We start from the raw sequence: 22,159 nt of genomic DNA on the forward strand, positions 1-22,159 counted from the left end.
GCGTCACGCCGCGATACGGCCCTGTTTCTTCAATGCGGAATAGGTCTCGTCGAGCGTCTTTTCAGCGCGTTCGACCAGTTCGTCCGCCTCCTCATGCGTCAGCACGAGCGGTGGCGAGATGATCATGCTGTCACGCACCGCCCGCATGACCAGACCGTTGTCGAAGGAGATGTCGCGGGCAAGCGTCCCGACCTCGCCCACGGGAGCAAAGCGCGTCGCCAGCGCCCCCTTGTCGGGCACGAGCTCCAGAGCCCCGACCAGTCCCACCATGCGCGCCTCGCCAACCAGGGGATGGTCGCCCAGCGCGATCCACTTCTTCTGCAGGTAGGGGCCGATGTCATCGGCGACGCGCTCCACCAGCTTCTCGCGCTGCATGATCTCCAGGTTGGCAAGCGCGGCCGCACAACAGGCCGGATGGCCGGAATAGGTGTAGCCGTGAAAGAACTCGCCTCCCTTTTCGATAAAGGCGTCGGCCACGCGGTCGGACACCATAACCCCGCCGATCGGCAGATAGCCGGAGGAGACGCCCTTGGCGATCGGCATCAGATCCGGCTCGATGCCGTAGTATTGCGAACCGAACCAGCGTCCGAGACGGCCGAAACCGCAGATCACCTCATCGGCGACAAGCAGGATGTCCCGCTCGCGACAGATGCGCATGATCTCCGGCCAATAGGTGTCGGGCGGAATGATCACGCCGCCCGCGCCCTGGATCGGCTCCGCGATGAAGGCCGCCACCGCGCCCTCGCCCAGTTCGTCGATCTTGCGTTCCAGTTCGCGCGCCGCCCAGATGCCGAACTCGCCCGGATCCATGGCTGCCCCCTCACCGAACCAGTAGGGCTGCGCGACGTGATGGACGCCCGGCACCGGCAGATCGCCCTGACCATGCATTGCGGTCATGCCGCCAAGGCTCGTTCCGGCGAGTGTTGAGCCGTGGTAGCCGTTCCAGCGGCCGATGATCGCCTTCTTCTCCGGCTTGCCCATGAGGTCCCAGTAGGTGCGCACCATGCGGAACACGGTGTCATTGGCCTCGGACCCGGAGGAGCAGAAAAAGACCCGATTGAAATTGTCAGGCGCGATACTGGCGAGCTTGTCGGCAAGCTCAACGACCGGCGGATGGGTCGTCTTGAAGAAGGTGTTGTAGTAGTCGAGCTCGCGCATCTGCTTCTCGACCGCCTCGACGATCTCCTCCCGCCCGTGGCCCACCTGGCTGCACCAGAGACCGGCCATTCCGTCGAGGTACTGCTTGCCCTCGCTGTCGGTGAGCCACACGCCACGTGCCGACGTGATGACGCGGGCGCCCTCCCGGTTCAGTTCGCCCGTGTCGGTGAAGGGGTGCATGTGGTGAGCCGCGTCGCGGGCGCGATAGTCGGCGGTCGGATAACGGTTCGAGGCAGCGGTCATGGCGGCGCGTCTCCCGATCTTGTTGTTGATGACCCGATCTTGCGGGGCCTGGTTGTGAACACATGCCCGGGAGGCTGATCACCCGGGCACGCATGTCCTCAAACGTTGAGCAGCAGGTACTCGCGCTCCCACGGACTGATGACGCTCATGAAGGTCTCGAATTCCTCCTGCTTCACCGCCCGGTAGGTCGCGACGAACTTCTCGCCGAAGACATCGATGAGATCATCGCACTCGCCGAACAGGTCGACCGCCTCCAGCAGGCCACGCGGCAGCGCGTGCATGTGCTCGCTGAAGTTCCCGGCGATCGGCTCTCCCGGGGTCAGCTTCTGCTTGATGCCGAGATAACCGCAGGCGAGTGACGCCGCGATGGCGAGATAAGGGTTCGTGTCCGACGAGGGCACGCGGTTCTCGAGCCGACGCGCGGCCGGCTTCGAATTGGGCACACGCAGGCCCACCGTGCGATTGTCGTATCCCCAGTGCACGTTCACCGGCGCCGTGGTCCCGCGGGTATAGCGGCGATAGGAATTCACGTAGGGAGCCAGGATGCAGGTCACGGCGGGAAGATAGGCCTGATGACCGGCAATGAAGGACAGGAACTCTCGGCTCGCCTCTCCGTCGTCACGCGAGAAGATGTTGCCGCCGGTCTCCTTGTCCATGACCGACTGGTGGATATGCATGGACGAGCCGGGCTGGTTGGTCATCGGCTTGGCCATGAAGGTCGCATACATCTCGTGCCGAAGCGCCGCCTCTCGGATGGTGCGCTTGAACAGGAACACCTGGTCGGCCAGCTCCAGCGGGTGGCCGTGACGCAGGTTGATCTCCATCTGCGCCGCTCCCTCCTCGTGGATCAGCGTGTCGATCTCCAGACCCTGCGCCTCGGAAAGGTCGTAGATGTCGTCGATGAGGTCGTCGAACTCGTTGAGCGCCGAAATGGAATAGGACTGCCGGCCAACTTCCGGGCGGCCCGAGCGGCCCGTGGGCGGCTCCAGCGGATAGTCGGGGTCGGTGTTGGGGCGCACGAGGTAGAATTCCATTTCCGGCGCGACCACCGGATCCCAGCCCTCGTCCTCGTAGAGCGCCAGCACACGCTTGAGCACGTTGCGCGGCGAGGTCTCGACGGGGATGCCATCGCGGGTGTAGGCGTCGTGAATAAGCTGGGCGGTCGGATCGCTCTCCCACGGAACGCGCGTCAGCGTCGCATAGTCGGCACGGAAGAAGAGGTCGCCGTCGGTGGGATTGTGCTGAAAGCGCTCGTCGTCGGGCGGATAATCGCCCGAAATGGTCTGGGCGAAGATCGACGAGGGCATGGTCATGACCGGACCGGAGAAGAACTTCTCCGTCGGCATCATCTTGCCACGCGCGACGCCGGCAAGATCCGGCACGATGCACTCGATGTCCTCGATGCCACGCTCCGAAAGCCACATGCGCGCCTCGTCCAGGGAGGCGACGCCGCGCCGGCTTTCGATCTGGCGCGCGACTTTCTTCTTCTTGCTCACGACAGTCCTGCCTTTCCGGCGCGCGTGGGATGCACCTGACGAAGCCGCCGGTCCCGGGCAGGACCGATCGCGCGCCTCGACCTCAACGCGCCAATCTTGTGATCACATACCGTCCATTGTCAATCTGCGGCCAGACCGGCATCCGCCAGAAGCGTCATCCCGCAGCGGATGTCTCCCGCGACCGCCGCCGCCAGCGCCTCGGGGTCCGCCGCACGGATCGCGGACACCGCTTCCTTGTGATGGTCCACCAGGGCGGCCGTTCCGAGCCGACCGTAGACCGTACGCATGAAGGGGCCGAACTGCAGCCAAAGGGTTTCCACCAGCGGCAGGATGACACTCGAACCGGCGGCGGAATAGATGCGAAAATGGAAGGCGTGGTTGAGGCGCATGTAGGTGTCCACATCGCCGTTCTCGAGACTGGCGTCGATCTCACTGTCGATCGCCTCCAGCTCCGCCGCATCCCCGCGCCCCAGGGCCGGTGCCGCCCGGCGCGCCAGTTCCGGCTCCAGAAGCAACCGTGCATCAAGGATTTCGCCAAACCGCTCCGCCGTCATGCGCGGCACCTGGATGCGCCCGTTCTCGCGGATCTCCAGCGCATTGCCCGCAGCCACCGTCCGCAAGGCCTCCCGCACCGGCATCGGGCTCACACCCAGCTCTCCGGCGAGCCCGCGCAAGGTCACAGGCCGTCCGGGAACGAAGCGCCCGGTCAACAGTGCATCGCGCAGGGCGCGCTCCACCTCGCCCCGCCTCACGCCTCTTTGGGGGGAACCGTTCGGCCCGGGCACCTCACCGGATATCGCCTGCTCGCCCACCGCGTCCGCGCCCGGCCCGGTCATCCCGGCCGCCGCCTCACGCCGGGCTGGCGACGGCGTGCGCCGCGATATCCGGCCCCTTTCATCCACCATCCGTCTCCGGCCTCGCTTGACAGCTTTGCCGACAAGTGATCACATTTTCACAGTTTCGGCAATCGACCTCGGAGGCATTCATGTTGCACACCCGGCGCGCGGCCTGGAGCCGGCCGGCCAGTTGCGAGAACTGGGAGGAGGAGGTGCGACGCTTCGAGGAGCGTCACGGCGATCTCGACACGCTTGAGGTCATCCTGCCAGACAGCAACGGCGTGCTGCGTGGCAAGTGGCTTCCTGGAAGCGCCCTGCGCAAGGTCTTCGAAAACGGAGTCGCGTTGCCGTTCTCCCTCTTCGGCCTCGATGTCTGGGGCCGCGAGGTCGAGGAAACGGGAATGCACATCGAGACCGGCGACAAGGACGGGGTGTGCTGGCCGGTGCCGGGAACGCTCAATCTCGTACCCTGGATGGACCGGCCCACGGCACAGGTCCTGCTTTCCATGCACGACCGGGACGGCAAGGCGTTTCTGTGCGACCCGCGCCACGTTCTGGCGCGAATGCGCGACAGGCTCGCCGAACACGGACTGAGCGCGACGGCGGCCTTCGAGCTCGAGTTCTACCTCTTCGAGGATCAGGACGACGGCGACTGGTCGGGCGCGCCGACTCCGGTCTTCGCGACCCACCTCGGCCCTGCCCGCCAGAACATGTATGCGCTGTCCGACCTCGAAGCGCTGATGGGGGTGGTGGACGAACTGCGCCGCTCCGCCGATGCGCAAGGGATCCCGGCAGATGCGGCCGTCTCGGAGGCCGCGCCCGGCCAGTTCGAGCTCAATCTGCACTATCGGCGCGACCCGCTGCTGGCAGCCGACGATGCCGTTCTGCTGCGAAGGCTCGTCGCGGGCGTGGCACGCAAGCACAATCTCAAAGCCTCCTTCATGGCCAAGCCCTTCGTGGAATGGCCGGGCAACGGAATGCATGTGCATGTCTCCATGGAGGACGGATCGGGCAACATCTTCGCCGACCCCGAGCAGGGAGAAGCCCGTCTCGGCCATGCCATCAAGGGCCTGCTCGACACGATGCAGGAGGCCCACCTTCTCTTCGTGTCCACGTTCAACGGCTTTCGCCGCATGCAGCCGGGCTCCTACGCCCCCACGTCGATCTGCTGGGGACACGACAACCGGTCCGTGGCCCTGCGCGTTCCAGCCGGCACGCCGGAATCGGCGCGTATCGAGCACCGGATCGCGGGCGCGGACGCCAATCCCTATCTGGTACTGACGGGAGTCCTGGCGGGAATGCTGCAGGGCGTGCTCGGCAAGGTCGCTCCGCCGCCGCCGGTCGAAGGCAATGCCTATGAAAAGACCGCCCCGCACCTGACGCCCTGGATGGACGAGGCGATCGACGCCTTCTCGGCCTCCCGGCGCATGGTCGACGCTGTCGGCACGGACATGCACAAGGTCCTGACCGACATCAAGCGTCATGAGCTCTTCGCATTCGGCCGCGAGATTTCCTCTCTGGAACGTCAGACGTATCTTTGATGGGGAGTTGGGGCTCCTGCAACGCAATCATGCACTTGAGCCGGCCGCCCATCGCTTCTACGCTACGTCCACGAGATCATCGCGCATCGCAAGACGCGTCACGAAAGGCCCCCAGACTTCGCCCGTACGACCATCGCGCGGACGAGGGGCGCGGATCGCCAGAACGGAGGCAGGAAGAATGAAGAAGCTCTTGTTGACGGGCATTGCCCTTGCAACGATCGCCGGCATTTCAGGGGCCAGCGCCCAGGAGAAGACGGTCCGCGTCTACAACTGGTCGGACTATATCGACGAATCCATCCTGGAGGATTTCACCAAGGAAACCGGGATCAAGGTCGTCTACGACGTGTTCGACAGCAACGAGATGCTGGAGACGAAGCTGCTCGCGGGCGGCACGGGCTATGACGTCGTGGTGCCGACGGGCACGTTCCTGGGCCGGCAGATCCAGGCCGGCGTGTTCCAGAAGCTCGACAAGTCCAAGCTTCCGAACATCGACAACCTGTGGCCGCAGATCATGCAGCGCATCGAGAAGTTCGATCCGGGCAACGAGCATGCCATCAACTACATGTGGGGCACGACCGGCATCGGCTACAACGTCGAGAAGATCAAGGAGCGCATGCCCGACGCGCCGGTCGACAGCTGGGACATGGTGTTCGACCCGGAGATCGCGGCCAAGTTCGCCGACTGCGGCATCCATTTCCTCGACACCGCCGACGAGATTTTCCCGGCCGCACTCAACTACCTGGGGCTGGACCCGGACAGCAGCGATCCGGAAGACTTCGCCAAGGCGACGGAACTCCTGCTGAAGGTCCGCCCCTATATCCAGAAGTTCCACTCCTCGGAGTACATCAACGCGCTGGCGAACGGAGACATCTGCATCGCCATCGGCTGGTCCGGCGACGTGCTGCAGGCGCGTGATCGCGCGGCGGAGGCCGACAACGGCGTCACCGTTGCCTATTCGATCCCGAAGGAAGGCGCGATGATGTGGTTCGACAACATGGCCATCCCGGCGGACGCTCCGCATGTCGAGGAGGCTCACGCCTTCCTCAACTATATCATGAAGCCGGAAGTGATCGCCAAGGCGACCGACTACGTCTTCTACGCCAACGGCAACAAGGCCAGCCAGGAGTTCGTCAGCAAGGACGTCCTGGACGACCCGGCGATCTATCCGCCCCAGTCCACGATCGACAAGCTGTTCTCCACCACCACCAAGTCGCCGAAGGCGCTGCGGTCCCGCACCCGCGAGTGGACCAAGGTGAAGACCGGCCAGTGATGCCCGGGCAAGGGCCGGCCTGAGCGCCGGCCCTTCGCCTTTCCGGATCTTTCGCGTTTCTCTTTCGTTTCGCCGCAGTCCGGTCGCCCTCCCGAAGAGGCCCGCCGGAGATCTCAGAGGGGGTGATCTTGGCGAAGAAACCGGTTGGACCCGTCCGTCGCGACTTTGCGCCCTGGGAGGACCCAGCGGCACGACCGTTCATCGAATTCCGAAACGTGACGAAGACCTTCGGCGACTTCACCGCCGTCGACGACCTCAGCCTGAAAATCCACGAGCGGGAGTTCTTCGCTCTTCTCGGCGGGTCCGGCTGCGGCAAGACGACGATGATGCGCATGCTCGCCGGCTTCGAGACGCCGAATGCCGGAGAGATCCTTCTCGACGGACAGAACCTCGCCGGCGTGCCCCCCTACCGGCGGCCGGTGAACATGATGTTCCAGTCCTATGCCCTGTTTCCGCACATGAGCGTGGAGGCGAATGTCGCCTTCGGTCTCAAGCAGGAGGGCATGCCCCGGGCCGATATCGCCGTGCGCGTGTCGGAAATGCTCAAGCTCGTGCGGCTCGAGCAATTCGCCAAACGCAAGCCGCACCAGCTTTCCGGCGGCCAGCGCCAGCGTGTGGCCCTGGCGCGTTCCCTTGCCAAGAAGCCGAAAGTGCTCCTTCTCGACGAGCCGCTCGGTGCTCTCGACCGCAAGCTGCGCGAGGATACCCAGTTCGAGCTCATGGATCTGCAGTACGAGCTCGGCATGACATTCCTGATCGTCACCCACGACCAGGAAGAGGCCATGACGGTGGCCGACCGCATCGCGGTGATGGACAAGGGTCGCATCATCCAGATCGCCACGCCGGCGGAGATCTACGAGGTCCCCAACTCCCGGTTCGTTGCGGACTTCATCGGCGATATCAACATGATGGAATGCAAGGTCGTCGCGCATGCCGAGGACGGGATGCGGCTGCACTGCCCGCTGTTTTCCTGCGACATCGACGTGGCGCAAAAGGTTGAGGCCGGCATTGGCGAGACCGTGTGGTTCGCCATTCGACCGGAGAAGGTGCGGATCTCCTTCGACGAGCCGGACAGCAAGGTCAACGCCGTGCATGGCGAGGTCTGGGACATCGCCTACCTGGGCGACGTCTCGATCTATCATACGCACATCGCCGAAGAGGAAACGGTCCGCGCCACGGTCGCAAACCGAAGCCGTACGGTCGAGAAGCCGGTGGGCTGGGACGACAAAGTCTGGCTGAGCTGGGACCGGGACGCGGGCCTGGTCCTGACGCGCTAGGCAGGTGAAGGGCGAAGGACACGGGGAACGGCCATGAGCAATGTGGAGCAGGTTGCCGCAGTTCCTGCAACGGAGCCGACGGGCGAGGACCCGGAGCGCCGCGTCGTGGCTCGACCCGTGCGCCGGCGCCGGTCGCTTGGCGGCATACTTCTCATCGCCATGCCCTATGCGTGGCTGCTCTTCTTCTTTCTTCTGCCGTTCTTCATCGTCTTCAAGATCTCCTTTTCCGAGATCGCCGTGGCGATCCCGCCGTATGCCCCGGTGTTCGACCCGGCCGCCGGCTGGGAAGGCATCAAGGCCATGTTCGCCGCCTTCTCCTTCGACAACTACCTGTGGCTGACAGAGGACGACCTCTACTGGCGGTCCTATCTCTCAAGCGTGTCGATCGCGGCCATCTCGACGCTCATCACCCTGATCGTCGGTTATCCGCTCGCCTACGGGATGGCACGGGCGCCCAAGGCTTGGCGTGCGACACTGCTGATGCTCGTCATCCTGCCGTTCTGGACAAGCTTCCTGATCCGCGTCTACGCTTGGATCGGCATCCTCAAGAACGAGGGACTTCTGAACCAGGCCCTGCTCTGGCTGGGCGTGATCGACCAACCGCTGACGATCCTGAACACCAATGCCGCGGTCTATATCGGCATCGTCTACTCCTACCTGCCGTTTCTGGTCCTGCCGCTCTACGCAAGCCTGGAGAAGCTCGACACCTCGCTGCTCGAGGCCGCAGGTGACCTAGGCTGCCCTCCCTGGCGCGCGTTCTGGACCATCACGGTGCCACTGTCGCTGCCCGGCGTCATCGCCGGTTGCTTCCTGGTGTTCATTCCAGCGGTGGGCGAATTTGTCATTCCCGATCTACTCGGCGGCTCCGAAACGCTCATGATCGGCAAGACGTTGTGGATGGAGTTCTTCACCAACCGCGACTGGCCGGTGTCCTCAGCGGTCGCCGTGGTTCTGCTCCTCATTCTCGTGGTGCCGATCGTGCTGTTCCAGAACCAGCAGCAGAAAGCCCAGGAGAAGAGCACATGAGCGGCAAGAAGGGGAACAGGTAGATGCGCCAGGGTCCAAGCTGGTTCAACGTGACGTCGCTGGTGCTGGGCTTTTCGTTCCTCTACCTGCCGATCGTCCTGCTTGTGGTCTATTCGTTCAACGAATCCCGGCTCGTGACCGTATGGGGCGGGTTCTCGACAAAATGGTATGCGGAACTGCTCAACAACCAGCAGCTTCTCGATGCGGCCTGGGTGACGCTGCGCATCGCCTTCGTCTCGGCATCGCTCGCCACCGTTCTGGGCACGCTGGCGGCATTGGTGCTGTCCCGTTCGGGGCGCTTTATCGGCCGGTCGGTCTTTTCAGGCATGGTCTATGCGCCGCTCGTGATGCCGGAAGTGATCCTCGGCCTGTCCCTGCTGCTGCTTTTCGTGGCCGTTGACCAGGCGCGCGGCTTCTGGACCATCATGATCGCACATACGACATTCGCCATGTGCTATGTGGCGGTCGTCGTCCAGTCGCGACTCGCCGGCTTCGACCGTTCGCTGGAAGAGGCCGCCCTCGACCTCGGCTGCCCGCCGCTTCAGACGTTTTTTTCCATCACGCTGCCGATCATCCTGCCGGGCGTCATAGCCGGATGGATGCTGGCCTTCACGCTCTCGCTCGACGATCTGGTGATCGCGAGCTTCACCACGGGGCCGGAAGCCACCACATTGCCGATGAAGATCTATTCGCAGGTACGCCTCGGCGTGACACCCGAGATCAACGCGGTCTGTACCATTCTCGTGGGGCTTGTCTCGCTCGTGGTGATCGCCGCGTCGATCGTCACCAAGCGCCAGGAGATGCGCCGCGAACGCGACATGCGTCAGGCCGAAGCCCAGGCCTGAGACCCACCCCGCTACCGCGTGGGCCGCTCGTCCACGCGCGTAAGGTCAGGGACGATCAGCGGCTGGAACACCGTACCGCGCACGAGCACGGGCAAGCCTGCCGTCTCTTCTGAGCCGTCCGGCTCCGCCGACGCGCTAGCGGAGGTCCCGCCACTGGTTTGTGCAGGACCATCTCCGGGAAGGCGTTTCCTCAGGTGCCCTCGCAGGGAAAGCGTTCCCGAGGGCAGGCTCACGCGTCCACTTGCGCTCAGGGCATGGTCCGGCGTGAAAGCCTTGGCGGACGAAAGGTCAAGCGTTTCAGCCGACCCGACCAGCTCCACGGACACGAAATCGAAGCTGCTCGGCAGATTGGGATCCGCCACCGTGTCCGAACCCAGAAGGCCGGCAAGCAGCGTATCCGCGCCACCCCGGGAAAACCGAAGGCCAGAGGCCTTCAGGAGTGCCGTGCCGCTCGCGGAGGTGAGGAGAGCATCAAGGTTCTTCCCCCGGCCGTTCCATTGTGTTCGCCCGGAGAGGGTACCGGCGACCGGGACAGGTCCTTCCTCGGGAAGCGGCAGGCGTCCGGCCGGGATGGCGTCGAGCACCAGGGTCGCCGCTCCAAGGAAACCTTCCCCCTCCGGGTCGGGGCGCAGCCGCGCGGAGAGATCGAGCCCGCCACCATCGACCCGGGTCTCGCCCACATCGACGCTCAGGTCACGGTCGCGCAACAAGATGGAAACGGCGGTCGGACCGATGGAGACATCGCCGGTGACAAGGCGCGTGGCCGACAACCGCAGGTCGATGTCGGCAGGCGCAAGCACCTCTTGCAGAGGCTGTCGCAGCCAACCCGCCGCGGCCGCTTCATCGCCGACCCCGGCAATACCTTCAGTCACATGCGCGGAGAGATCCAGCGTGTCGAACGCCAGTGTCCCCTCCAGGCGCGGGCGTGGACCGGCGAGGTCAAGAACCAGCCGTCCGTCGCCGGAGTTTCCGTCGAATTCGATGTCCGCACGTGTCATGGAAAGGGCGGTTGCGGAGATCTCTCCAGTCCCCGCGAGGCGGACCGCTCCAAAGGTCGCCCCGTCTCCACCGAGATCATGGCCGAAGCGCTCGACAAGTCCGCGCAGATCGCTGGCGGCAAACTCCATGTTGCCGCGAAACCAGGCCATGTCCGCGCGCAACAGTGTGCCATCGAGACGCAAGGTCGCGAGCGGCGATGCAAGATTGACGAGAAGCGCCGCTTCGCCTGGCCCCTCCAGAACCGCCCGATCGGAAAGGGTTGCCGTCCACTGCAAGGTCTGGTCGCCGGCATTGAGTGAACCGCGCAGGGTGACGGCGCCTGCACCGGACGCGGACAGCCGCAAGGAAACGTCACGTGCCAGAACGCTTTCCCTGCCCTCCGGATTCACTTGCACAAGCGTGATACCACCAACCGTCAGCGGATGGCGCAGGAGACGCCGGAGCTCTTCGGAGAGGGGGGACGCAAGTGCGCCTGCATCGGCGAACACGCCATTGTCGCTATGCCAGTCGGGCAGAATGATGCGTCCACCGGAGATCGAGATGGACGAAACCCGCGCCTCCCCGGACACAAGCCCCGACAGGGCCAGGTCAACGTCGATCGTCGCTCCATGAAGCGACCACCCCCCACGCGTGTTCTCGAGATCCACATCGCGCAGGGTAAGCACAGGCGTCGTGCGCAGGGTCAACGCAACCGGCGATCCGACGCTGACGCTGGCCCCAAGCCAGCGCGACAACTCCGATTCGACGCGCGCACGGGTGCTCTCGCCCGTGACGAAAGCGGACAGCGATACGAAACCGATTGCCAGGACGGCGGCAAGCACCACCATCCCCAAGAAGAGGCGTCTCATCATTGGTGTTCACGCGCCGCTGGAGCGGGTTCTCATGGCCGACACCGCGCGTTCAGCCTTCCCGGCCCGGGAATAGGCGCTCTTTGAACCGCGTTCAAGCCGAAAGGCCTCAGCCATCCGCCAGGTGCGGGGTTGGCGCTTGAGGAAAGCGGGTATCAGCGGTATCACGGGGTCACGCTCCCGCCGGCCTGGCGGGAGGTGCCCGCGTCGCAACCGCGGGCACAGGGAGAGGTTCTTGCGAGGAGACGCTGATGAATAAGATCTACCCCGACGCGGCCGCCGCGCTTTCGGGATTGACCTTCGACGGCATGACGGTGATGGCCGGCGGGTTCGGCCTGTGCGGCATCCCAGAGAATCTCATCGCCGCGCTTCGCGACAGCGGCGCGAAGAACATGACCGCCATTTCCAACAACGCCGGTGTGGACGATTTCGGTCTCGGCCTGCTGTTGCAGACGCGCCAGATCAGCAAGATGATCTCGTCCTACGTCGGCGAGAACGCCACCTTCGAGCGCCAGTACCTCAACGGTGAACTCGAGCTCGAGTTCAACCCGCAGGGCACCATGGCCGAGCGCATTCGCGCGGGCGGCGCGGGCATTCCCGGCTTCTACACCAAGACCGGCGTCGGCACGCTGATCGGTGAAGGCAAGGAGCACAAGGATTTCAACGGCGAAACCTACATCCTCGAGACCGGCCTCGTCGCCGACCTGTCACTGGTCAAGGCGTGGAAGGCGGACACCGAAGGCAACCTGATCTACCGGAAGACCGCGCGGAACTTCAATCCGATGATGGCAACCGCCGGCAAGGTCACCGTGGTCGAGGTCGAGGAAGTGGTCGAGGCCGGCGAGCTCGATTCCAACGCCATCCACACGCCGGGCATCTATGTCGACCGTATCATCGTGGGCAGCCACGAAAAGCGGATCGAAAAGCGCACGACCCGCGCCGCCTGAGGCGTAACCCGAACGATCGACAGATGGGCCGACCCGTGCTTGCACGCGTCGGCCGGCGCCCCGGTGGCGCCGCGTCCTGAAGGCGCTGGCGGCCCCGCGGCAGCAAGGAGGATACGGACATGGCCTGGACACGCGACGACATGGCCCGCAGGGCCGCGCAGGAACTCGAGGACGGATTTTACGTCAATCTCGGCATCGGGATCCCGACACTCGTTTCCAACTACATTCCCGATGGCGTGAGCGTCACGCTTCAGTCGGAGAACGGAATGCTCGGCATGGGCCCCTTCCCGACCGAGGACGAGGTCGACCCCGATCTCATCAATGCCGGCAAGCAGACCATCACCGAACTGCCGCAGACGAGCTTCTTCTCCTCCGCCGACAGCTTTGCGATGATCCGCGGCGGCCACATCGACATGGCCATTCTCGGCGCCATGGAAGTGTCGGAGAAGGGCGATCTCGCCAACTGGATGATCCCGGGCAAGATGGTCAAGGGCATGGGTGGCGCGATGGATCTCGTCGCCGGCGTCAAGCGTGTCGTCATCCTCATGGACCACACGTCCAAGGCGGGCGATCCGAAGCTTCTGCCCGAGTGCACGCTGCCGCTTACCGGCGTGCACTGCGTCAACCGCATCATCACCAATCTCGGCGTCTTCGATGTGACAGATGACGGACTTCTGCTGGTCGAACTCGCCCCTGACGTAACGGTGGATGAAGTGAAGGCGGCAACCAAGGCAAAGCTCACCATTCCCGCCTGACGTCGGGGGCTTGAAGCCTCCGTCACAACGGGACCAATCGTCGCGCCTCCCGCCGGACCTCCGGCGGGAGGCTTTTATTGACGCAGCGCGGAAAGCAACTTAGCCGCTCTCCGACCGGATTCCGTCCACATCGGTATTATCATCCATTTTACTTCACCCCTGCATTAACTACATGAATTACATCGCATTTCTGGAGCAATCGCCATGTCGCAGGTTTTGCTTGTCGAGGACACCGCGTTCTTCGAACGCGTCATCCGGCGCCAGCTCTCCGAACTTCCCGGCCTGACGGTCCTGTCGGCCGCCTCACATGAGGAGGCTCGGGAGCTGTTGGCGCGACCGGATGTAAACCCGGTCCTGGCACTCGTTGACCTCACGCTGCCCGATGCACCGGACGGCGAGATCGTGGATCTCGTGCTCGCCGCCGACCTTCCGACAATCGTCTTTTCCGGACGTTTCGACGAGCGCATGCGTCATACGCTGCTGGCCAAGGGCGTCGTCGACTACATCCTCAAGGAAAATCCTGCGAGCCTCACCTATCTCACCTCGCTGGTGAAGCGGATCTACAGGAACAGGGAAGTGGACGCCCTGGTTGTCGATGACAGCAAGGTCGATGCGGAAGTGATTGTGCGCAGACTGCGCCGCTATCGCCTGAGGGTCCATGTGGCGAACGGTTTCGAGGCGGCGCTTGCCCACATCGAAGCAACCGAAAACCTTCGCCTCGTCATCCTCGACTATGTGATGCCCAAGGTCGACGGCTTCTCGCTTCTTCAAACCTTGAGGCGTCGCTTCGCCCCGGAGGATCTCGCCGTCGTCGGCCTCTCCGGACATGCGGAGCCTGGCGCGGTCGCGCGCTTTCTCAAGTCAGGCGCGAACGATTTCATGATGAAGTCGTGCTCGCCGGAAGAGTTCATGCTGCGCATCTCGCAGAACCTGGACATGCTCGACCGGCTCGACGACCTGTCCCGCATGGCTCATCGCGATGAACTGACAGGGCTTTCGAATCGTCGCCATCTGTTTTCACAAGGCCGGGCCCTCTACGATCAGACGCGCCGCGCAGGCTCGCAGATCGCGGTCGCGGCACTCGACCTCGACATGCTCAAGGCCGTGAACGATCGCCACGGTCACGAACGCGGCGACGCACTGATCCGCGCCTTTGGTGAACTCCTGGCACGCATGGCGCCTGCCGGCGCCTTTCCGGCGCGTCTCGGTGGCGACGAATTCTGCGTGATCCTGCCGGAAATCGGCCCCCGGGAGCGCCATGCGTTCGTGCGGTCCGTCGTCGAGGCCCTTCCAGGCCTCGGCCACCCGGGTGGCGGACTGGAGGACATCGGCCCGATCACCATGAGTGCCGGCGTCTCGAACGGCACGGAATCCAGTCTGGACGAAGCCCTGCGCAAGGCCGACGCACGCCTCTATGAGGCCAAGAACGCCGGTCGCAACCGCATGGTCGGCTTTGGCGAGGAGACGAGCCGGGTTCTGGTCAATACCAACTAGGGTGTGGTCCCTATCGTCCGCCGAGCGCCTCATAGATCTTGCGCCCGGGACGACCGGTGACAGGGAGGCCGTGGCGCGCCTCCGCCTTGCGAATACCCTCGCGCGTGGCCTGCCCGACGCGTCCGTCAGCCTCGCCAATATCGAACCCCGCGCGCAGCAGGAGCTTCTGCAATCCGAGCCGCTCGGCGCGCGACAGCCCCGAATCGTCGGTCGGCCAGTCTGTCGCGAAGGCCCCCGCTCCCCGCAGGCGGTCCGAGAGATGGGAGATCGCCAGGGCGTAACTCTCGGCCACATTGTAGGAGTAGATGGCGTCGAAATTCCGGAACACGAGGAAAGCCGGACCATTCTCTCCGGCAGGCAGCAGCAGCCCGGCACTCGCATCCCCCTGAAGCCTGCCACCATCGAGATGGGTCACCCCGCGCTTGCCCCAGGATGTCACGCTCGCCTTCCGCTTTCGCCCTGAAGGCCCCTTGTAGCCCTTGGGTAGCTTGACCTCATATCCCCAGGGCATGCCGGTGACCCAGCCGGCCTTCTTCAGATAGTTGGCCGTCGAGGCCAGTGCGTCGGGAACGGAGTTGACGAGATCCTTTCGCCCGTCGCCATCGTGATCGACCGCAAGCCGACGATAGGTGGAGGGCATGAACTGGGTCTGGCCGAACGCTCCCGCCCAGGACCCCTTCAGGTCTGACAGGCGTACATCGCCACGGTCCACGATCTTCAGCACCTCAATGAGTTCGGATCGGAAGTATTTCGCCCTCCGTCCCGCGCAGGCGACATTGGCCAGCGCATGCGGCACGTGGAAGTCTCCATGGAACTGGCCATAGTCGCTTTCCACGCCCCACACGGCCAGCACGATGTACCGGTCAACCCCATAGGCCTTTTCAACGGCGGCCAGGGTGTTGGCGTGCTTCCTGAGCATCGCCTTGCCGTCGGCAATACGCTCCTTGTCCACCAGAAACGCGAGGTAGTCCCAGATCGGGGTCTTGTATTCGGGCTGGGCACGGGAGAAGCGCACCGCCTTTTCATCGAAGGCCACGGACCGGAGCGCCGCATTCACGGTACGCTCGCTCACGCCGGCCTTTACCGCCTGCTGGCGCAGACGGGACAGACAGGTGTCGAAACCGGCAGCCGAGGCGGGAAGCACCATGGCGGCGAGCACGAAAGGCAGAAGCAGCGTCCGTAGAAACGGGCGCCGGCTTTGCCGCCAGCACCCGGGCCTCGTCCCGAAAACGCCCATTGGCCTCCCTCCCCGCTCCACGCACATGCACCATTTTGCAGCGGAAGTTCACCGCGCCATCTTGTCACCATGATGGCGGCTCCTCCACACAGCAGGGGCGAGAACTCAGACCTTGAGGCTGAGCTTGCCGAAGTTCTCGCCCGAGAAGAGAAGGTTCAGGGTTTCGGGGAAGGCCTTCAGTCCGCCTTCGCGCACATCCTCGCGGAAGGTGAGCTTCTCCTGGGCAACCCACTGCGAAAGATCGGCGAGCGCGATCGGGATCTCCGAAGCGAAATCAAAGACGATGAACCCCTGCATCTTTAGACGGGACGTCAGAACATGGCGCAGGTTCTGCGGCCCCGGAGGCGGCGTCGTGGCGTTGTAAGCGGAGATCAGGCCGCACACGGCAATACGGCCGAACGTGTTCATGTTCGGCAGGACCGCATCAAGCACCTCGCCGCCGACATTCTCGAAATAGACGTCGATACCCTCGGGGCAGGCCGTGCCAAGATCCTTGAAGAGGTTCCCCGCCTTGTAGTCGACCGCGGCGTCGAAACCATGCTCCTCCACGAGAGCACGGCATTTCTTCGCGCCACCGGCAATGCCGACTGCGAGCGCGCCCTTGATGCGTGCGATCTGCCCGACAATCTGGCCAACGGCACCAGAAGCCGCGGAAACGACCGCGGTGTCGCCCTCCTTCAGCTCGCCCACGCGCAGCAAGCCGAAATAGGCCGTCCATCCCGGCATTCCCAGACCTCCGATCCAGGTCTGGAGCGGCGCGATGGACGTATCGGCACGCTGTACGTTTCGGCCGTCGGAAACGGCATGGCTTTGTGCCCCGAGCAGACCCGCCACCGCGTCTCCCTCGCGAAAGTCCGGATGACGGGAGGTTTCAACGTAGCCGGCCGAGAAGGCGCGCATCACCTCGCCGATGCCGACCGGGGAAATGTACGACTTGCCCTCGTTGACCCAGCCGCGCATGGCCGGATCGAGCGAGACATACTCGATGCGCACACGGAACTCCCCCTCCCCGGGTTCGGGCAGCGGCTCGTCCCGGATCTCGAACACGTCGGGCGTAAGCAATCCCGGCGCGGGGCGGCGGGCCAGGCGGACGGTCGTGTTCCGTGTCATGTGAAACCTTCCTGTGAAGTCGTGGCAGTTTCGGGTTCAGCAGAAGAGTTCGGGCCGCTTCAGGCGCAGGGCCTGGAGAAGAAGCAGCGTCTTGGCATCGATGCCGCCATCCCTGGAAAGGGCCTCCTCCAGCCCGACAAGAGGCATCTCGAGGATTTCGATCTCCTCGCCCTCGTGGTCAAGGCCGCCGCCTTCGCCATCGTGGACGTCCTCCTCACCGAACTCGGCCAGAAAAAGAGACAGGCGCTCCGTAATCGCCCCTGGCGACACGAACACCTCACCAACGGGATCGAGCCGCGCAAGCCGCACGCCAACCTCCTCGAAGGCTTCCCGACGTGCACTCTCCTCGGGCGTCTCCCCCTCGTCGATATGCCCTGCCGGGACCTCAATCAGAAAGCCGTCCTGGTCGCCCCGAGCCATCAGTGGCACCCGGAGCTGGCGGGCAAGACGCACGCACTTTCGCACCGGATCGAACGGCAGCACCGCAACCACGTCCGAGCGTGTCTGGTACTCGCGTGAAATCCGGAAGGTGTCGCCGTTCACCCTCTCCTGCTCCACGTCCATTTCCTCGTAGGCGCCGAAGCCCTGATAGAGGACCCGATGAGCGATAACACGGGCGCTACGGGAAGATTTGGTCATGCTGTCGTTCTCCCGGATCTGTCCCGCGTTCGGGACGGAACTGACGAAATCCCGCGCAAATTGTCGAGGCACCGGTCCATGAAAGCAATGCCGGGGCAAGCGCCGTCATGCCTTCCGGAAAACGCAAGAACGCGGAAAGGCGTTTCGCCTTCCCGCGTCCGCATATCAGTCGGTTGTCTGCAATCAGCCGACGAAGGCGCGCTCGATGACGAACTCCGCAGGCTTGTTGTTGGCGCCCTCGGTCAGCCCCCGCTCCTCGAGAAGCACCTTGGTGTCCTTGAGCATGGCCATGGAACCGCAGATCATCGCACGGTCGACGGCCGGATCGAGCGGCGGCACACCGAGTTTCTCGAACAGTTCGCCGTTCTCGATCAGCGTGGTGATGCGTCCCATGGTCTCGTAGGGTTCGCGGGTCGTCGAGGTGAAGAGCTTGAGCTTGTCGGCAGCCAACTCGCCGATGAGCGGATCTTCCTTGATCGCCGCAACAAGCTCGCGGGAATAGGCAAGGTCGGCCACGTTCCGGCAGGTGTGCGTGACGATCACTTCCTCGAACTTCTCGTAAGTCTCCGGATCCCGGATCAGGCTTGCAAACGGCGCAAAACCGGTGCCGGTGGAGAACATGTAGACCCGCTTGCCGGGCACGAGCGCGTCGTTGACGAGCGTTCCGGTCGGCTTCTTCTTCATGAGGACCGTATCGCCCGGCCTGATCTTCTGCAGGTGCTGGGTCAAGGGTCCGTCCTGAACCTTGATCGAGAAGAACTCCAATTCCTCGTCCCAGGATGGCGAGGCAATGGAGTACGCCCGGAAAACCGGTTTCTCACCGACCATCAGACCGATCATCACGAATTCGCCCGACCGGAAGCGGAAGCTCGCCGGACGCGTGATACGGAAGCGAAACAGCGCGTCGGTGTAATGCTGCACCTCGGTGACGGTCTCGGCGGTGGCGCCAGCCGGCACGACCGTGCTCGGGTCCGCGGCAACGTTGACCAGGTTCATGGCTCTATCCTTGACGTCAAGATCTCGGGTCTTCTTGAAACTCAATCAGCTTGCACTGCACGTGCTGGCCAAAATAACCGCATCCGGGCGATCCGGCTTCAGTATTGCTGCGCACCGGCGGAGGGGCGCCGCGCCCATGACCGGGCGCCGCCGGGCACTTCACGCGTGCATCCGGCGGGTTGGAGATATAGCGGGACGCCGACGTCCTGACCAGCCTCCAGCGCGCGCCGCGTCGGCTCATGAGTTATGGAGAATGCCGTGAAACCAACCCGCTTCATGAGCGGAATCTGGTCGAGAAGGACATCGCCAACCGCACGGATCTCTCCGGAAAACGCCATGCGCTGACGCAGGAGACGGGCACTCGAATAGCCGCGACCGTCTGAAAACACGGGGAAATCGACCGCGACCATCTCAACCCGGTCGAGATGCGGGACGAGCCTGGAGACATCCTCGCCGCTTGCCACGAGGACACCAAGCCGCAGGTCCGGGCCAAGGTCGGAAACGACCTCCAGAAACCGCTCGAGCGGAAGCACGATCGCCTCGCCCGCGTCGGGAACGGGAGCCTCGTGGTCGAGAAAGGTCCAGTCATCGGGCACAAAGGTCCCGTCGCGGTAAAGCGTCACAGTCATGGTCAGATCCCCGCTCCCTGCTCATTCTCGAGCGGCAGCGCGAGATGGATGCCGCATTCCGTCTTGTCCTTGCCCCGCCAGCGTCCGGCACGCGGGTCCTCTCCCTCGGCCACCGGGCTGGTGCACGGCATGCAGCCGATCGAGGGGTACCCCTTTGCCACCAGCGGATGGGCGGGAAGGTCATGTTCGACCACATGCGCGCGGAGATCCGACGGATCCCAATCCGCAAGCGGGTTCACCTTGATCCGCAGACCGTCACTTTCGAAGACGGGAATGTCGGAACGCGAACTTGCCTGAAAGCGCTTTCGCCCGGAAATCCATGCGGAAAACCCTGCAAGTCCGCGCGCCAGCGGACGCACCTTTCGAATGTCGCAGCAGGTATCGGTGTCCGACATCCAAAGCGATCCACCCGGATCGCGTTCGGCAAGGTCGTCCCGATCCGGGCCGAGCGTGCGTACGTCCGTGAGGCCGAAACGCTCGACCAGCGTGTCGCGGTAGCGCAGCGTGTCGGGAAAAAGCTTGCGCGTGTCGATGAACAACACGGGAATCGTCGGGTCGACCTCGGCCGCCAGATGCAGGAGTACCGCCGACTCGGCGCCGAAGGAGGAGACCAGTGCCAGCCCGTCGCCATAGCGATCGCGTGCGACCGAGAGAATTTCCCGCGCCCGTGCGCCACGGTAGAGCCGGTCAAGCCTTGCCGCTTCCGCGACAAGTCCATCGGCACCATCGGCGAATGTCTCAAGCCGTGCCATAAAGCGCCTCCTTGAAGGGAGCCTCGCCAACCCGGCGGTAGGCCGCGAGGAAGTCCTCGTCACGGCTTTCACGCAAGTCGATATAGGTATCGACCAGCTTCTCGATCGCATCCACGACTTCATCGTAGGCAAAGCCGCGTCCGATGATCTCACCGATGGAGGTGTTCTCGTCGGCCGAGCCGCCGAGTGTGATCTGGTAGAATTCCTCGCCCTTCTTCTCCACGCCCAGGATGCCGATGTGGCCCACGTGGTGATGACCGCAGGCATTGATGCAGCCGGAGATCTTGATCTTCAGATCGCCGATCTCCCGCTGGCGGTCCTGGCTCGCGAACCGCTCGGAAATACGCTCTGCAACCGGGATCGAACGTGCGGTGGCAAGCGCGCAATAGTCCATGCCCGGACAGGCAATGATGTCGGTCACGAGCCCCGCGTTTGCCTCTGCGAGTCCCGCTTCCGCAAGCCTTGCGAAGATGGCCGGAATATCGTCCTTGCGGACATGCGGCAGCACCAGGTTCTGCTCATGGCTGACACGGATCTCGTCGTGCCCGTAGGTCTCGGCCAGATCCGCGACAACATCCATCTGGTCGGCGCTGGCATCGCCCGGAGCCTTGCCGACCGGCTTCAGCGAGATCGTCACGCTGGCGTGTCCCGCGGCGTGGTGGGCATGCACATTCCGCTCGGCGAACGCGGCAAACGCGCGATCGGAGGCGCAGGCCGCATCGAACGCTCCGGTGCCCGCATTCCCGTCAAGAGTTGGCGGGGCGAAATAGGCCACGATCCGGTCGATCTCCGATTGCGGCAGGGTCAGCACGCCGCCGCGCGTCTCGGCAAACTCGTCCTCGATGTCCGCCTTCAGGGCCTCGAGCCCCGTTTCGTGCACGAGGATCTTGATACGCGCCTTGTACTTGTTGTCGCGCCGTCCATAGCGATTGTAGACGCGAAGAATGGCCTCGCAATAAGCCAGAAGGTCCTCTTCGGGCAGGAAATCGCGCACCTTGCGTCCGATCATCGGCGTGCGCCCCAGTCCCCCGCCGACATAAACCGCGAAACCGACACCACCATCCTCGGCGCGAACCGCCTGCAGGCCGATGTCATGCACCTGGACCGCCGCCCGGTCGTGCGGCGCGCCGGTGACCGCGATCTTGAACTTGCGCGGCAGGAAGGTGAACTCGGGGTGGAGCGACGACCACTGGCGCAGGATCTCGGCATAGGGACGCGGGTCAACGATCTCGTCGGCGGCGGCACCCGAGAAATGGTCCGCAGTCACATTGCGGATGCAGTTGCCCGAGGTCTGGATCGCGTGCATCTCCACCTCGGCAAGCTCTGCCAGGATGTCGGGAATGTCCTTGAGCCGCGGCCAGTTGAACTGGATGTTCTGTCGCGTGGTGAAATGCCCGTACCCGCGATCATACGTGCGCGCAACATGGGCAAGCCGGCGCATCTGCGCACCATTAAGCGTGCCATAGGGCACCGCAACGCGCAGCATGTAGGCATGAAGCTGGAGGTAGACCCCGTTCATCAGGCGCAGCGGCTTGAACTGCTCCTCGGTCAAGTCGCCAGCGAGGCGCCGCCTGACCTGATCACGAAACTGATCGACACGGGCAGACACGAACTGGGTGTCGAACTCATCATATCGGTACATGTCTTCACTCTCCCTCGGGCAGGCCGGCGCGCCTGTGCCGTGCGCCGGACGTTGCCCTGCCGGATGAAACGGGCAGCGGCGGCCACCTGTCAGGCAGCGGAACTTTCCCGCCGGGCCTGCTTGCCGAGGTCCTGGCGGTTCGTGGGGCCTTGCGCCCGAATTCTCTCGCGAAAGCGGACGGGCTCGACAGCGGCATCGCCGTTGCGACGCAGGTCGATCAGATAAGGGTCCACGATCTCACGTGCGGCGACGGCCTCGGCACCGATGCCAAGCGCCTCTTCCTCGCCATCCTTCGTCTCCAGGACACGGGCCAGATCGAGGGTCTCGACCCAGCCGCCGGTGCGCCCGAGCCAGACGACCTCGCCATCGATCAAACGGTTTGCCGTCAGTGCCTTCATGCTTCCAAGCCTTCCTTTCAC

General features: G+C 64.1%; 20 protein-coding genes. 8 read left to right on the top strand and 12 right to left on the bottom strand.

The features are described from left to right. Window positions 1-3: 3 nt before the first annotated feature. The 3 genes from ACYX4S_RS14280 to ACYX4S_RS14290 all read right to left on the bottom strand — a co-directional run bounded on the left by ACYX4S_RS14280 (window position 4) and on the right by ACYX4S_RS14290 (window position 3,733). Complete coding sequence (locus ACYX4S_RS14280; protein WP_476360667.1) at window positions 4-1,401, bottom strand: aspartate aminotransferase family protein; 1,398 nt, start codon at window positions 1,399-1,401, stop codon at window positions 4-6. Window positions 1,402-1,499: 98 nt separating this feature from the next. Continuing rightward, window positions 1,500-2,897: a glutamine synthetase family protein gene (locus ACYX4S_RS14285; protein WP_476360668.1), complete on the bottom strand. Its 1,398-nt coding sequence runs from the start codon at window positions 2,895-2,897 to the stop codon at window positions 1,500-1,502. Window positions 2,898-3,016: 119 nt separating this feature from the next. Further along, window positions 3,017-3,733, bottom strand: coding sequence for a GntR family transcriptional regulator (locus ACYX4S_RS14290; protein ID WP_476360669.1), 717 nt, complete (start codon window positions 3,731-3,733; stop codon window positions 3,017-3,019). Between the two features lie 149 nt (window positions 3,734-3,882). On the opposite strand from ACYX4S_RS14290, the gene ACYX4S_RS14295 reads away from it, so the two are divergent. The 5 genes from ACYX4S_RS14295 (at window position 3,883) to ACYX4S_RS14315 (ending at window position 9,692) form a co-directional block, all read left to right on the top strand. Then, on the top strand, window positions 3,883-5,274 hold the full coding sequence (locus ACYX4S_RS14295; protein WP_476360670.1) for a glutamine synthetase family protein: 1,392 nt from the start codon (window positions 3,883-3,885) through the stop codon (window positions 5,272-5,274). A gap of 178 nt (window positions 5,275-5,452) precedes the next feature. Further along, entirely contained in the window at window positions 5,453-6,544 is a 1,092-nt protein-coding gene (locus tag ACYX4S_RS14300) for a polyamine ABC transporter substrate-binding protein (protein ID WP_293721713.1), read from the top strand. 128 nt (window positions 6,545-6,672) lie between these two features. After that, window positions 6,673-7,821, top strand: a complete 1,149-nt coding sequence (locus tag ACYX4S_RS14305; protein WP_476360671.1) for an ABC transporter ATP-binding protein — start codon at window positions 6,673-6,675, stop codon at window positions 7,819-7,821. A 33-nt stretch (window positions 7,822-7,854) separates the two neighbouring features. Beyond that, the gene (locus ACYX4S_RS14310) at window positions 7,855-8,847 is read left to right on the top strand and encodes an ABC transporter permease subunit (protein WP_476360672.1); all 993 of its coding nucleotides are present in this window, start codon (window positions 7,855-7,857) and stop codon (window positions 8,845-8,847) included. 23 nt (window positions 8,848-8,870) lie between these two features. Beyond that, entirely contained in the window at window positions 8,871-9,692 is an 822-nt protein-coding gene (locus ACYX4S_RS14315) for an ABC transporter permease (protein ID WP_476360673.1), read from the top strand. Window positions 9,693-9,703: 11 nt separating this feature from the next. On the opposite strand, the gene ACYX4S_RS14320 is transcribed toward ACYX4S_RS14315, so the two are convergent. Continuing rightward, entirely contained in the window at window positions 9,704-11,539 is a 1,836-nt protein-coding gene (locus ACYX4S_RS14320; RefSeq protein WP_476360674.1) for an AsmA family protein, read from the bottom strand. Window positions 11,540-11,790: 251 nt separating this feature from the next. Here ACYX4S_RS14320 and ACYX4S_RS14325 point away from each other — a divergent pair, with 251 nt between their 5' ends. The 3 genes from ACYX4S_RS14325 (at window position 11,791) to ACYX4S_RS14335 (ending at window position 14,735) form a co-directional block, all read left to right on the top strand. Beyond that, the gene (locus ACYX4S_RS14325) at window positions 11,791-12,486 is read left to right on the top strand and encodes a CoA transferase subunit A (RefSeq protein WP_422067932.1); all 696 of its coding nucleotides are present in this window, start codon (window positions 11,791-11,793) and stop codon (window positions 12,484-12,486) included. Between the two features lie 119 nt (window positions 12,487-12,605). Next, window positions 12,606-13,241 carry a CoA transferase subunit B gene (locus ACYX4S_RS14330; protein ID WP_293721702.1) on the top strand — a complete coding sequence of 212 codons (636 nt, stop codon included), beginning with the start codon at window positions 12,606-12,608 and terminating at the stop codon, window positions 13,239-13,241. A gap of 204 nt (window positions 13,242-13,445) precedes the next feature. After that, window positions 13,446-14,735, top strand: a complete 1,290-nt coding sequence (locus ACYX4S_RS14335; RefSeq protein WP_422067931.1) for a diguanylate cyclase domain-containing protein — start codon at window positions 13,446-13,448, stop codon at window positions 14,733-14,735. Between the two features lie 10 nt (window positions 14,736-14,745). Here the strand turns inward: ACYX4S_RS14335 and ACYX4S_RS14340 are convergent, their stop codons facing one another. The 8 genes from ACYX4S_RS14340 to ACYX4S_RS14375 form a co-directional block, all read right to left on the bottom strand. Further along, window positions 14,746-15,972 carry a lytic murein transglycosylase gene (locus ACYX4S_RS14340; RefSeq protein ID WP_476360675.1) on the bottom strand — a complete coding sequence of 409 codons (1,227 nt, stop codon included), beginning with the start codon at window positions 15,970-15,972 and terminating at the stop codon, window positions 14,746-14,748. A gap of 105 nt (window positions 15,973-16,077) precedes the next feature. Further along, window positions 16,078-17,082 carry an NADP-dependent oxidoreductase gene (locus ACYX4S_RS14345; RefSeq protein WP_476360676.1) on the bottom strand — a complete coding sequence of 335 codons (1,005 nt, stop codon included), beginning with the start codon at window positions 17,080-17,082 and terminating at the stop codon, window positions 16,078-16,080. A 36-nt stretch (window positions 17,083-17,118) separates the two neighbouring features. Further along, window positions 17,119-17,721 (bottom strand): NUDIX domain-containing protein, encoded by a 603-nt coding sequence (locus ACYX4S_RS14350; RefSeq protein WP_476360677.1) that lies wholly within the window; start codon window positions 17,719-17,721, stop codon window positions 17,119-17,121. 183 nt (window positions 17,722-17,904) lie between these two features. Next, window positions 17,905-18,717: a ferredoxin--NADP reductase gene (locus tag ACYX4S_RS14355; RefSeq protein ID WP_293721695.1), complete on the bottom strand. Its 813-nt coding sequence runs from the start codon at window positions 18,715-18,717 to the stop codon at window positions 17,905-17,907. A gap of 98 nt (window positions 18,718-18,815) precedes the next feature. After that, on the bottom strand, window positions 18,816-19,346 hold the full coding sequence (locus tag ACYX4S_RS14360) for a DUF934 domain-containing protein (RefSeq protein WP_476360678.1): 531 nt from the start codon (window positions 19,344-19,346) through the stop codon (window positions 18,816-18,818). Window positions 19,347-19,348: 2 nt separating this feature from the next. Then, complete coding sequence (locus ACYX4S_RS14365; protein WP_476360679.1) at window positions 19,349-20,098, bottom strand: phosphoadenylyl-sulfate reductase; 750 nt, start codon at window positions 20,096-20,098, stop codon at window positions 19,349-19,351. Beyond that, the gene (locus ACYX4S_RS14370) at window positions 20,085-21,740 is read right to left on the bottom strand and encodes a nitrite/sulfite reductase (RefSeq protein ID WP_476360680.1); all 1,656 of its coding nucleotides are present in this window, start codon (window positions 21,738-21,740) and stop codon (window positions 20,085-20,087) included. Before ACYX4S_RS14370 ends, ACYX4S_RS14365 begins: the two co-directional genes overlap by 14 nt. A gap of 89 nt (window positions 21,741-21,829) precedes the next feature. Further along, on the bottom strand, window positions 21,830-22,138 hold the full coding sequence (locus tag ACYX4S_RS14375; RefSeq protein WP_476360681.1) for a DUF2849 domain-containing protein: 309 nt from the start codon (window positions 22,136-22,138) through the stop codon (window positions 21,830-21,832). Window positions 22,139-22,159 lie beyond the last annotated feature (21 nt).

It is taken from the genome of Stappia sp. ABD4_338 (assembly GCF_056312175.1).